Origin of the sequence: Nostoc sp. LEGE 06077 (assembly GCF_015207705.1) — a bacterium.
GTDB lineage: Bacteria > Cyanobacteriota > Cyanobacteriia > Cyanobacteriales > Nostocaceae > Nostoc_B.
In genome coordinates this window covers 19,461-30,442 of the sequence record NZ_JADEWI010000078.1, presented here as the reverse complement: position 1 = coordinate 30,442, position 10,982 = coordinate 19,461, and the positions used below count along the sequence as shown (strand labels likewise).

At 40.9% G+C, this 10,982-nt stretch carries 7 protein-coding genes and 2 pseudogenes; all 9 read left to right on the top strand.

From position 1 onward, the window contains the following. Positions 1 to 167: pseudogene (locus tag IQ244_RS29500) on the top strand (IS701 family transposase); the annotation flags it as partial. 375 nt (positions 168 to 542) lie between these two features. Beyond that, on the top strand, positions 543 to 1,145 hold the full coding sequence (locus IQ244_RS29495) for a ParA family protein (protein WP_193900241.1): 603 nt from the start codon (positions 543 to 545) through the stop codon (positions 1,143 to 1,145). After that, positions 1,142 to 1,666, top strand: coding sequence for a hypothetical protein (locus IQ244_RS29490; RefSeq protein ID WP_193900240.1), 525 nt, complete (start codon positions 1,142 to 1,144; stop codon positions 1,664 to 1,666). Before IQ244_RS29495 ends, IQ244_RS29490 begins: the two co-directional genes overlap by 4 nt. 567 nt (positions 1,667 to 2,233) lie before the next feature. Then, positions 2,234 to 2,704 carry a hypothetical protein gene (locus IQ244_RS29485; RefSeq protein ID WP_228059229.1) on the top strand — a complete coding sequence of 157 codons (471 nt, stop codon included), beginning with the start codon at positions 2,234 to 2,236 and terminating at the stop codon, positions 2,702 to 2,704. A gap of 771 nt (positions 2,705 to 3,475) precedes the next feature. Then, positions 3,476 to 3,742, top strand: a complete 267-nt coding sequence (locus IQ244_RS29480) for a hypothetical protein (protein WP_193900238.1) — start codon at positions 3,476 to 3,478, stop codon at positions 3,740 to 3,742. A gap of 139 nt (positions 3,743 to 3,881) precedes the next feature. Continuing rightward, the gene (locus IQ244_RS29475; RefSeq protein WP_228059228.1) at positions 3,882 to 4,439 is read left to right on the top strand and encodes a hypothetical protein; all 558 of its coding nucleotides are present in this window, start codon (positions 3,882 to 3,884) and stop codon (positions 4,437 to 4,439) included. Between the two features lie 959 nt (positions 4,440 to 5,398). Further along, a pseudogene (locus IQ244_RS32780) lies at positions 5,399 to 5,553 on the top strand (ISAs1 family transposase); the annotation flags it as partial. Positions 5,554 to 5,729: 176 nt separating this feature from the next. Further along, positions 5,730 to 7,079, top strand: coding sequence for an AAA-like domain-containing protein (locus tag IQ244_RS29470; RefSeq protein WP_193900236.1), 1,350 nt, complete (start codon positions 5,730 to 5,732; stop codon positions 7,077 to 7,079). After that, positions 7,076 to 10,624: an AAA-like domain-containing protein gene (locus IQ244_RS29465; RefSeq protein ID WP_193900235.1), complete on the top strand. Its 3,549-nt coding sequence runs from the start codon at positions 7,076 to 7,078 to the stop codon at positions 10,622 to 10,624. The genes IQ244_RS29470 and IQ244_RS29465 overlap by 4 nt, the downstream gene beginning before the upstream one ends. The last annotated feature ends 358 nt before the right edge of the window (positions 10,625 to 10,982 follow it).

Sequence of the window (10,982 nt, the reverse complement as noted above, 5' to 3'; positions counted from 1 at the left end):
GATGGAAGAATACTTTAAATAATCTTCGTTTAATTGTTCAACCTCTTTTATTATTTTGGTTGATTTATCCCTGGCTAAATGTTTTTCCCAATTCCGATTTATTGCTTGGATTTAATCACCTAATTTTTACAATGAACCAATTTAAACCTTTTTTCTCTTCTGGATAATTTCATTTATTTACTACTTGCTTATTTCGGAAAGTGACAGAAGAGGGTTATACAGCCGTTACCCGATCCACAAGTTGCAACATCCTCAGAAGCCCAAGCGCAATATAACGCTTGGGGAAAGCCTACGACAAAAAAATCGATAAGTAATGCGATCTCCAGAATGCAACAACTGCGGCGAGAAGTGGCGTTAGATAAAACGTCAATCCGCTCCATGATTGAAGAGGGGCGAAGATTTTAATGCATGAACACCGGACTTGAGGAGCAGATGCTAATTATTGGCTGTATGAACATCTGGGTATCCAAACATTCATACAGCCAAGTAAAATGTGTACCCAGGTAGCGATATGATTTTTCCATCTTTTATAAGGGGAGATTATGCCAATCATCTCTCTTAGCTCATTTAAGGGCGGAGTGTCGAAAACAACTTCAGCTATCTGCCTTGCCTCACTGTTTTGTGATGATGGGGCAACCTTAGTTATTGATGCCGATCCTAACCGTTCAGCAACCACTTGGGCCAGACCTGGGGGACTACCATTTCAGGTCTGCGGAGAAAAGGAAGCAGCGAAGTTGATGCGATCGCAGAAGTTTGAATTTATAATTTTTGACACTCCTGCCCGCCCTAATGATGTGGAAGTGGAGGATTTAGCAAGGGGCTGTGATCTACTTATCGTTCCGACTCCACCTGACCTCTTGGGTATGGACGCAATGGCACTCATGGCTAAATCTTTACCACCAGATACAAACTGGAAAGTCCTACTTACAATGATTCCGCCGCCGCCTCAAAGGGATGGTGAGGAGGCGATGTCAGCACTCTTAACACAAGGTTATCCTGTTTTCAGTCGTGGGATTCGATTTTACAAAGCTTATAAGGATGCGGTGACTAGTGGAGTTCCTGTTTATAAGGTTCGAGGGGGCAAAGTAGCATGGCGGGATTGGACGGAAATAAAAAACGAAGTGATTCAAGCAATAAAAGGGTGAGCCGATTTAGTGAGGTCTTAGGGGCAGCCCAAGAAAATACCCAACTACCTGGATACCCAGAAAGCCAGCTATCTGAACAGCTAGAAAATCAACCAACCGAAAAATCCTCAAGCCAGTTATCTGAACAGGTGAAAAGTCAAACATCTGACAACCCAACTGCCCAAACACCTGGATACCCAGAAAATCAGCTATCTGAACAGCTAAAAACCCAGTTACCTGAAAATTCAACCACCCAACAACCTCAACAGCCAGTAACCCGGTCATCTAAACAGTTAAAGGATAAAGATAAATTAGCCAAGCGTGAGAATCCCGACTACACCCAAACCACTTTTCGCATTCCGAAAAAATTGAGCAGGCAGATCAATCGAGTGCTGATGGACTTGGCAGACGAGGGGGAATATGTGGATAGGAGCGACTTGTTAGAAGAATTAGCTAATGCATTTATCCGACTAGCTGATGAAGTTGGTGTAGTAAAGGCGTTAGAGCAAGTCAGAAATCTGGGTATCCAGATGGATGAGTAGCCAACTGAGGCGATCGCCCCCAAAGAGCAGATGCTAAAAATACTTTCAAAAACTTCAAAGTAAGAAACTCCAGTACTAAATTTCTTACTTTGATTGTTACAGCCTACTAATATCAATGTTTTAAGTCGCCAATGCTGTTTACCCTTCTTGCGCCGCATTGGTTCAATAGATTCCTTAACGTACAATTTTTCCCAAAAGGCACGGTGATCCCTGCTATCAAGGCATCACCGTGCCAAAACGGGAAAATTGTACGCTAAGGCTGAAAGTCTTTCTCTGTCTAGATTTGGGGCGTTATTTTTTTTTGATGGTGCAGAGTACTAGCAATACTCTGCACCATCTGGAAAGACTAATTCGAGTCAAAAGTGATAAATACAGGTGTGCTATTTGCTCAAAACAACTGATTTTCATAGCGTTGAGGTTAGCATCTATTCCTTAGCGTACAATTTTCCCGTTTCGGCACGGTGATGCCATCAACAGAAAGATTCTAGGTAATTAAGCCATAAGTCAGACATTCTCAGCCTTCAACTCAGGCAGTAGCGAAGTTTGATGGAAGAGTCCTCATTTGTTATGTGGAATAAGCGAGATTGTATGAACTTAATAGAAAGTTATGAAGCTGCTGATCCTCAAGCCTCAATTGCTGCGTTCTCTGCAATTCTTGATGATCTTGATTATCAGCGGTTCCTAGAGATAACGAAAGGTTTGATTTGGTCAGGATGTTGGGGCTTCTCTGTTATCTCCCTCTGCGTTGATGTCTATAATGAGAAAGCTTGTGTAGCACTTCGCGTGGCAGGATTCGATGTTGCTAAAACCTGTTCTGATTGGCAGCGAAATGGAAATATTCTACGAGCCTCAATTGGACTAGGAACTGTAAACACCGGACAGTGGAAACTTCAAGATCCTCGAATTACCTTTGAATACAACACGGCATCGAACCGTGGCAGCGTAAGATTCAGCACAACTCTGTATGAGTGGAATTGGCGACGGTTCAAGTATGACGAGAGGAAAAAATGGGACAACGAAGTAATTTTGTCTTGGTAGTCTCACTCAGCTAAAACGAACGCCAAAGTCCTTGACTAATTGCGAGGGCTTTGGCAAGTTCTTCGGCTAGAGCTTGCTGGCTAAGAAAGCCATTCCGTCTAACTGCTAGCCTAAGCATTCCCACGCAATCCTGTCGAACTTTGAGCGATCTTGGCATATCAGTACTTGTGAGCTAAATCAAATTTTATATGAAATAGCTCACAAGTCAGCTTAAATCAGTCATTCTCAGGCTTGAATTCGGTCAACTAGAAACTTTAATGAAAACATGGCACTGAGAAATATGCTCTATGCCAACACATAAAACAGGACTACAACAATTATTCCTAGAGGAAAAGACGCAGCTTGAGAAAGATGAGGAATTAATTCAATACCTCTCCTACCTCTATGATCACATAGGGGCAGAGTCTCTATTCTTGTGGTTTAAGAAGTATCCCGTAAAATACTCGCTTGATCAGATTGATACCCTCCGTATCCATGTAATAAGGAGACGTATGCAGGAAAGAGCAAAGCGAACACTTGGGAGACAGCATAAGTTTTTCCACGTTGATCTAACTCAATATCTATTGAGTGCAGTCTATTTTCTAAAGACAATTCGATGGAATAAGGGTTCGTAATACCTGATAACTAGGCAGATTGTCTTCAGATTAAGACATTGAGCCGAGATGCTCTGGTGTTCTTATTTTAGAAGCATCGCTGGTGACACTTGCATAAACTCCTGTTCTTTGAAAGTTACTTACGTACAAAAGAAAACCATTCTTGGAGCTATAAGTTATGAATACAAAGTGGGTTCAAGTTTCTCTCGTTATACTCAGCTCAATTATTGCTAGTCATCAACAAGCTGATGCTGTAAATATTCATCATAGTCTTGACCTAGAGAGTACACTTCAGCAGAGTTCCTCTCCTCTAGAAACATCAAAAGTTAGACAAGTGATGGCTCGTATAGAAGCTGAAGGAATTGAAAAATTTACGCGCTCTAATTACATTCCAAAGGATTGTGAAGCGCCTAAATGCTATAGCTGTTCAACTCGAAATCCCTAATTGCAAAAAGGCTTTTGAGTTCACTATTAACTTTTAGTAATAGCTGGTTTAACCATATATTAGAGGGATAGCATCTAAAAATTAAGATACTCTCCTTCTAGTATTTATAGATTAGACTTGTAGGAGATTTGTGATGAGTATGCAGCAATTAAACAACGCTGGTTATGGAAAAAAACTTACTGAAATTTATCTTTCAGAAAAAATGCTTCGGCATTTTCAGAGAAAGATACTAGGAGTTGAACAAGAAGCTCTAAAGATAAGGATAGAAGAGTTTCTAAAGTTCATTATCCTATCCACTGAAATAAAAGGTTGCCCCATCCCTGTATCTCAAGAAATTGACGAAGTTTGGCATCAATGGATTCTCGAAACACAAGAATATCATACTTTATGTCAACAGCTTCCCTCTCAAAGATATATCCATCACTCTAGTCTACCTAATAACACAACTTTTCCAGCTAGTCATGAAGAGATGGAAAACCAAATTATCCTTGATTTTTCATGGATAGCCTCTTATGTTGCTAATTTTGGGAAGTTTACCGAAGAAGCGGTTGTGTACTGGACTACAGCCTTTTCACTTATGCAGAAAATGGGCTGGTCACTCGAATATCTAAATTCATTTGCCCAAGAACTGATAGGGTATCAAAATGTCAGGTGTAATCCAACTGAGTTTGGAAAGATCCAAGTAAGTGTCGCCTAAACGCTGTATATGGTAGTTCGTTGAACCGCAATAATTACTGCTTGATCACCTGAATTAGTTAGGGTTATGACCCCTCCCTCTAGCTGATGCAAGAAATAAATTAGTTTGCAAGCAACCAATCTCAAAAGGAGACAGATTGTATGAAACGAATTCTTGTTCTCATGTCCGCTCTACTGTCTATCAGTACCTTCACTGCTTTGACAGCAGGGTCAATTATCATTGACAGTCAGCCTGCTCAGGCAAAACATGCGTGCAAATGTGGCTGAGGTTGAAAGAAATTTCCCCATTGATATAACCCTGAATCATTCAAAGAGTAATCACAATGAATATTTTACTAAAAAGAAAGTCCGCAATTGTTTCGGCAGCCCTTGCCTCTCTTATTTGTTGTGTGAGTTCTGCAACAGCAACTTCTAATCCAGCTTCTCTCATTGTCCGAGGTTGCACGTGTAATGGGAAACCAGTTCCAGAAAGACTGTGCCCGTTGATTCATTGTCCAGATGCAGCAGTTGTTCCCTCTAATGATACTAGCCAGATTCAGGGACAGGATAATAGCTAAACGCCGTTGCTCATTGCCCATGATCGGTTTGGCTAAGACAGGTTACTAAAAGAACCCAGAGCGGGATAACGTTAAATACTAAGGAGTTTCTAGAATCTCTAGAAGATAGAGATTCTAGAAAATACTGAAAAGCTTCATTTTGGGATTTTGTAAATACGTAACTGAAACTGCTTCTACCTGCGCCAATGCCTCATAGCAAAGGTAGAAGCTTTATTGTGAGTGCAGACATCAGTGCGAGAGCAATTCTACATTCATCTTTATTTGCTACTCCCACGCATCTATGAACTTGAGCCAGCTTCTTCTCCAGCAGCGCCCACAAGGGGTTTTACCTCCTTCGACTTTTTCTCGAAAATTTTAATTCCTGCGTCAACCACTTCAAACCCTGATTCTATTCGTTGACCAAGCTTGCCCGACACTGCTCCAGCCCACAATCCCCCAACTCCGATGTATTGTGACAATAGATGCAATCGGTTGCCAAAAAGAGATACTGTGTTGTTAATTACACAGCAAAATGCAGATTATGTAATTACGTTAAAAAAGAATCAAGGTAATCTTTATGCTGACTTTTAAGCTTTGCATCCATCAGTTATTGCATCCATGTAGAATTTAACTAGTTCATAAGGACTGATATGCCGCGATCGCTCAAGGTTCGACAGGATTGTATTGGAATAGTTAAGCTAGCGGTGAGACGGAACGGCTTTCCTAGTCAACAGGCTCTAGCTGAGGAAGTAGGCATGGCTCGCTCTACAGTGGTTAATTTTTTAACAGGAAAACCAGTAGATAGGGCGGTTTTTGAAGATATATGTGTGAGATTGTCCTTAAACTGTGGGGAGATTGCTGAGTTTGACATAGAAACTTCATTAGTTTCCGCTAAGGAGACTCAGATGGAGTCCAGCAGAAATTATGGAGATTTGGAAGAGGCGGACGACGTATCAACCTTTCAGGATAGCCGAGAGAAGCCCAGTCAAGCGGAAGCCCCTAAGCCCGTGCGATCAATCCATTTAAGCAGTTTAGATAAAGAAGACAAAATTATTGAGAGTAAGGAACAGCTTGAGTATCTGTCTGTTGTGGAAGCCCAAGTTATGGATTTTACCTTTTATGTGGAACGCCCTCCCATTGAAGAACGCTGTTACTTGGAGATTTTGAAACCTGGATGTCTGCTGCGAATTAAAGCCCCTTGGCAGACAGGAAAAACAGAGTTGATGTCAAGAATCATACATTACATCGAGCAAAAGGGATACCGAACAGCAGTTTTAAACCTGCGGGATGCGACTCAAGAAGATTTCAACAACTTGGATAAATTTTTGCAATGGTTTTGTACTATCGTTGCTGATAGATTCGAGTTGACTACCAGCGTTGAAGAACACTGGCGCAAGAGTATTGGAAATAGCAAAATTAAATGTCGAAGCTACTTTGAAAAGTATTTATTACCAGGTGAAAGCCCCTTAGTTTTAGCATTAGATGAAGTTGACCGAATTTTTTCAATCCGGGAAATTGCCAGCGAGTTTTTAGGTATGCTGCGAACTTGGCATGAAGATGCTAAAACTCGTCAAGTTTGGCGACAACTCCGGCTAGTCGTGTTACATTCAGAAATCTACACTGAGGTTGATATCAATCAATCTCCGTTTAATGCTGGATATGAGGTGATGTTAACAGACTTTAACCAAGAGCAAGTGCTTTCTTTAGCACAGCGGTATGGATTAAATTTCGATACAGCCAAAGTCATGCAATTAATGGCTACAGTAGGAGGACATCCTTATTTAGTAAAAGAAGCTCTCAAACAGATAGGGCAAAAAGATACAACGCTTGAAGAAGTGCTGCAAACATCTCACACGGCATGGGGAATTTACAGCCGCCATTTAGAACGACATTGGAGAAATTTGCAATCTAATTCTGAATTGATTCATGCTTTTGAAAAGATAGTCTTAGCAAATTCTCCGGTAGAATTTAATTCTCAGTTGAATCAAAGTATAGCAATAAAGTTAAATGACTTTGGGCTAGTGAAGCTTTCCAGTAATAGCATAATGCCCCGTTATGAGTTATACCGCCACTATTTTCGTGAACGCTTCAAAAATAACGTATGAGCGCAACGCACAACAAGAGTAACTCTTATCAAGTCGGGGGAAGTTTGCCAGAGTCTGCTCCCACTTACGTGGTACGACAAGCCGACTGCGAACTGTATGAATGGTTAAAAAGAGGATTTTTTTGTTACGTTTTAAACTCTCGACAGATGGGTAAGTCTAGTTTGCGGGTAAGAACAATGCGAACCCTGCAAAAAGAAGGATTTGCTTGTTGTGCAATTGAAATGAGGGATATTTGTAGTTATGAAGTAACGCCAGACGAATTTTTTGGTGGTTTCCTCAGCCTTTTAGTAAGTGGTTTTAATTTGGAAATTGATACAGGAGACTGGTGGTACAAATATCAATATATTCCTCCATCAATGCGATTGAGTAAGTTTGTTTCTGAAGAACTACTAGAAAAGGTTAATCAAAATATTGTTATCTTCGTCGATGAAATCGATAATGTTCTAAACCTGAAATTCAAAGACGATTTTTTCGCTTTTGTTCGTAGCTGTTATAACAAACGTGCTGACAATCTAAAATATAGTCGCCTCACTTTCGCTCTGCTGGGAGTGGTAACACCTGCGGATTTAATTGCCAATCAAAATTACACACCTTTTAATATTGATAGTAGAGCGGTTGAACTGACTGGCTTTCAACTAGAGCGAACTGAGCCTTTAGAGCAAGGATTAGTTGGGATAGTTAGTAATCCCAAAGCTGTGTTGAAAGAGGTATTAAAATGGACAGGTGGGCAACCCTTCCTCACGCAATGGTTGTGTCAACTGGTTTGTACATATCCTTTACGCCTTGAGCCTCAATATGAGGCAGAATGGGTGACTGCGATTGTACGAGAACAGATAATAGAGAATTGGTGGGCGCAGGATAAGCAACAGCATTTACAGACAATACGCGTTCGCATAATTAGTAATGAACAGCAAAGCTCTCGATTGTTAGGACTGTATCAACAAATTCTGCGTTTAGGGGAAATTGAGAGCGATGATAGCTCTGAACAAATGCAATTGCGGCTATCTGGTTTAGTAGTTAAACAGGACGGATTTTTAAGAATTTATAATCGCATTTATGAATCTGTTTTTAATCATAATTGGGTTGAGAAAGAGCTAGCTTCTGTGCGACCCTATGGACAAGCGATCGCACTTTGGGAAAAATCTTCATGTCAAGACACTTCGCAGCTTTTGCGCGAACAGGACTTACGAAATGCCCAAGCGTGGGCAGTTGATAAAAGTTTAAGTGATTTTGATTATCAGTTCTTAGCAGCCAGTCTTGAGTTCGATAAGCAAAATATTCAAATTGCTTTATATACAGAACAAGAGGCAAGTCAGATATTAAGTGAGGCTAATTTAACATTAAGTGAAGCTAATCAGACATTGATTAAGGCACAACAAAAAGCTCAAAGGATTATTCGCTCTGGACTTAGCGTATTATTAATTATATTTCTTGTGGCAATAATATTAGTAAGATGGGCAGACATCCGGGTAAGAAGGACAGCAGAGTATCAAATAAAATTAGTAGAAATTGGTCAACTCAATGCTTTATCTACAGTTGATATTAACTCAAATAATCAGCTTGGAGCATTAGTAAATAGTGTAAAGGCAGGTCGTAAATCCCTCGAAGTTGAAGCCCCAGTTGATATCAAAAATCAGGTTGAGAAACAACTCAAGCAAGCGATCGACGAAGTGCAAGAACGCAATCGCTTAGAAGGTCATACAGCTATAGTCTACAGTGTGAATTTTAGTCCCGATGGCAAGACTATTGCTAGCGGTAGTGGTGACAAAACCATCAAAATTTGGAGCATTGATGGCACTTTACTCAAAACTTTGCCAGGTCACAGCAAGGCAATTTATAGTGTAAGTTTTAGTCCCAATGGGCGACTGCTTGCCTCAGCCAGTGGTGACAACACCATCAAACTTTGGAGTGTTGATGGCACTTTACTCAAAACTTTGTCGGGTCACAGCGAGCCAATTTATAGTGTAAGTTTTAGTCCCGATGGGCGACTGCTTGCCTCAGCCAGTGGTGATAACACCATCAAACTTTGGAGTCTAGAAAAGGGCAGTTTACTCACAACTCTCAAAGGGCATCAAAAGGAGGTTTTAAGTGTGAGTTTTAGCCCTGATGGTCAGACTATTGCCAGTGCCAGTGCTGACAAAACAGTTAAACTATGGAGTAAAGACGGCAGGGAACTTGAAACCTTAGAAGGCCATAAAGATGCGGTCTTAAGCGTGAATTTTAGCCCTGACGGCAAGACTATTGCTAGCAGCAGTTTGGACAGAAAAATCAACCTGTGGAGTAGCGATGGCAACTTTAGCAAAACTCTAGCAGAACTTAGCTCTGGAGTGTATAGTGTAAAGTTCAGCCCCGATGGCAAGACCCTGGCTGCAAGTAGTGGTGACAGTACAATCAACCTGTGGGGTAACAATGGTAGCGAACTTACCACCTTCAAGGGTCATAGTAGTGGAGTTGTAAGCGTAAGTTTCAGCCCCGATGGCAAAACTCTTGCCAGTGCTAGTCTTGACAAGAGTATCAAATTATGGAGTACTCATCATACTTTGCTCACAACTCTAAAGGGTCATGCTGATAGGGTCTATAGTGTGGGTTTCAGCCCCGATGGCAAAACCCTTGCTAGTGCCAGTGTTGATAAAACTGTCAAACTTTGGGGTAGTAATGGTCGTCTGCTAAAATCCCTAAACCAGCATCTTGATAAGGTTTATGGGGTAAATTTTAGCCCCGATAGTAAAACCTTTGCTAGTGCCAGCGAGGACAAAACAATCAAACTTTGGAATCTGGATGGCAAGGAACTTAAAACCCTAGAAGGTCATAGTCTTGCAGTCCAAAGCGTAAGTTTTAGCCCCGATGGCAAAACCCTTGCTAGTGCCAGCGAAGACAAAACAATCAAACTCTGGAATCTTGTTGATGGTAGAGAGCTTAAGACCTTAAAGGGGCATAGCGCTACAGTTTACAGTGTGAGTTTTAGCCCCGATGGCAAAACCCTTGCTAGTGCCAGCGAGGACAAAACAATCAAGCTTTGGAGTTTGAATGGCAAGGAACTTAAAACTCTAAAAGGTCATACCGATGAAGTTCTCAGCGTAAGCTTTAGCCCCGACGGTAAAACTCTTGCTAGTGCTAGTAATGACAAAACAATCAAACTCTGGAATCTTGTTGATGGTAGAGAGCTTAAGACTTTAAAGGGGCATAGTGGTAGAGTCTTTAGCGTAAGTTTCAGCCCCGACGGTAAAACTATTGCCACTGCCAGTGATGATAAAACAATCAAACTTTGGAGCCTTGATGGCAAGGAACTTAAAACTTTAAAGGGACACATTCGTGGTGTCAGTAGCGTGAATTTTAGCCCTGATAGTAAGACGATTGCTAGTGCCAGTTTTGATAAAACTATCAAAATCTGGAGCCTTGATGGTTTAGAATTGCAAACTTTAAATCTGGATCAGCTTTTAGTATACGGTTGTAGTTGGCTGCACGATTATCTGAAGACTAACACTCGTTTTAGACAAAGAAGTGAATATCATCTTTGTGATGGCATAAAGACGAACACATTTTAATTTTGGCTTCTTCAGTTATCAGTAACAGCTACAGTTATCAGAGATAACTGTAGCTGTTAAAGTTTTTAAGGTAATTGGAATGAGGATTCGATGGTAACAAATCGAGTTAACTCAGCCGTAGCTACGCGATCCCATAAAAATTTATAGCTGAGAAAACCTCACTCAGTTGGTCTCCCACAAGGAACGGGAGAGCATATATCTTTTTGATTTTTTTTAGCCATGTATAAATCATTATCTTGCTGAGGATTACTCAGTAGACTTCTTTCAGTCAGTGATGCAGATGCCAAAACCTGTGTAGCAAAAATGCTTAGACCTGTGATTACTACTAATGTTGGCAATGCTATCAATCTTACAGATG

Bases quoted from the DNA above. Each gene is read 5' to 3' on its own strand.
- IQ244_RS29480 (WP_193900238.1), top strand. From the start codon at position 3,476: ATGAATACAAAGTGGGTTCAAGTTTCTCTCGTTATACTCAGCTCAATT.
- IQ244_RS29475 (WP_228059228.1), top strand. From the start codon at position 3,882: ATGCAGCAATTAAACAACGCTGGTTATGGAAAAAAACTTACTGAAATT.
- IQ244_RS29465 (WP_193900235.1), top strand. From the start codon at position 7,076: ATGAGCGCAACGCACAACAAGAGTAACTCTTATCAAGTCGGGGGAAGT.
- IQ244_RS29495 (WP_193900241.1), top strand. From the start codon at position 543: ATGCCAATCATCTCTCTTAGCTCATTTAAGGGCGGAGTGTCGAAAACA.
- IQ244_RS29470 (WP_193900236.1), top strand. From the start codon at position 5,730: ATGGCTCGCTCTACAGTGGTTAATTTTTTAACAGGAAAACCAGTAGAT.
- IQ244_RS29485 (WP_228059229.1), top strand. From the start codon at position 2,234: ATGTGGAATAAGCGAGATTGTATGAACTTAATAGAAAGTTATGAAGCT.